Source organism: Bartonella sp. CL71SXKL, from assembly GCF_042194935.1.
Classification (GTDB): Bacteria; Pseudomonadota; Alphaproteobacteria; order Rhizobiales; family Rhizobiaceae; genus Bartonella.
The window spans coordinates 1-1,675 of the sequence record NZ_JBHINI010000061.1; the positions used below are offsets into that span (position 1 = coordinate 1).

2 protein-coding genes are annotated in these 1,675 nt (G+C 43.9%); both read left to right on the plus strand.

What is annotated here, in order from left to right; all coding sequences use genetic code 11:
* On the plus strand, positions 1-1,182 hold a 1,182-nt coding region (locus ACFILA_RS09410), incomplete at its 5' end, for a hypothetical protein (protein ID WP_375661112.1).
* Positions 1,182-1,607: a hypothetical protein gene (locus tag ACFILA_RS09415; RefSeq protein ID WP_273791515.1), complete on the plus strand. Its 426-nt coding sequence runs from the start codon at positions 1,182-1,184 to the stop codon at positions 1,605-1,607. The genes ACFILA_RS09410 and ACFILA_RS09415, both read left to right, overlap by 1 nt.
* Positions 1,608-1,675: the final 68 nt, after the last annotated feature.

Sequence of the window (1,675 nt, forward strand, 5' to 3'; positions counted from 1 at the left end):
TATCAAGCAAATGAAGAGAATAAATGGTCGTTTGCTCTTTTTAAAAACATGGTTATTGCGGTGAATAAAAATGATAAACCGCAAGTTTTCAAGGTCCTTAGTTCTGAACGGTTTGAAGATTTAGAAGGAAATCCACCGAAAGCGGGATTGGTGAAGGTTTGGGGACCTTTTGTTTGTTTGATGCAATTGACAGATAATCCCAATCGCATTCATTGGTCTGGAGAAGGCGATGAAACTCTATGGGAGACTCAATATAATGTTAGTGGTTATATGGATTTCCAAGATGGAGAATACGTTCAGGGGGCAACAGAAACAACCAATCCCCTTATTTTTCTTCGTTCTGCTATTTATGCTGGTTCTTTGACGTTAGGTTCCAAGAGCCCGTTTGCTTTTCAAAAGATCCAAGACAAGCGTGGAGCGCGCAGTGCAGCCTCTATAGCGTGTCGAGGGAGTGATGCTTTTTTTGCAGGTGATGGTGGTTTTTATCAGATGAGTTTGGATGGTCAACTTTTACCGATAGGTTTTGAAAAGGTTGATAGAACGGTTTTTAAAACATTTGATAAGTTTGCTCTTGATGAGATGCAAGGGGTTATAGACCCCATTGATAACCGGATTTACTGGTCCTTAAAGAGAGGCAATAACGAGCAAACGACCTTTGTCTATGATTGGGGATTGCAGAAATGGTCGACGCTACAAGGGAAGCCTTTCACGTTCTTTCCAGTGTTTACGACAGGTTATACTTTAGAACAGTTAGATGAGATTTCGATCAATCTTGAGGCATTGCCGGCTTCTTTAGACAGCCCTCGTTGGCAAAGTGGCGCGCCAATGCTTGGTGCTTTTGATGATAACAATCGGCTTGTTATGTTTACGGGAGCCCCGATGGAGGCAACGGTTGTTTCACAAGAGATGGGGGCACCGGATGGAAGTTTTAACTTTATTACGAAGATGTTTGCCGAAGTTGATACGACGGAAGGTCTTTTAAGCATTGGAGAGCGTCGGCTTCGCAATAATCAGACGCCGATCATATGGCACAAGGAGAGGGTGTGTTCGTATGTCACGGGTGCTTATCACGGTCGTTCGCGCAATCGTTATCACCGCTTTAAATTGCGTATTCCTGAAGGTGTTCATTGGAACCAAATCACAGGATTTAATGTGGATTTACGTCCTTTAGGCAGAGGGTAATGGCAAAAGTCTTTTTGACCACGTCTTGGGATATGGAGCGTATAGCGCCTTATCTGGAAGACATCATTGCATCCTTTAGAGAGTATGTAGAGCGTTTCAAACATGAAATCACGTTGCAGGAACTGATTGAAGCGATTTGCAGTGGCAAGAAACAGTTATGGCTTGTTTTGGATGACGACGAGCGCTTTTTAGCGGCATTCACGACCCAGATACAGCAGACAGTTTTAGGAAAGAAGCGCGCACTGATTTGTGAATGTAGTGGCAAGGGCGTTCTTGATCAAGTTGATAATTTGAAATTTGTAGAGGATTGGGCGCGTGAGAATGGTGCTTCTGAAATGGAGATCTTGGGTCGTTTAGGTTGGAAGCGTGCACTAACCAAGCAAGGCTATAGCATAGGTATGCTTTATTATAGGAAGGAATTGTGACATGGGGAGCAGTAGACCAGCAACGACAGAACAGAAGCAGGTGCAGACAAGCGCCCCTCCTACTTGGA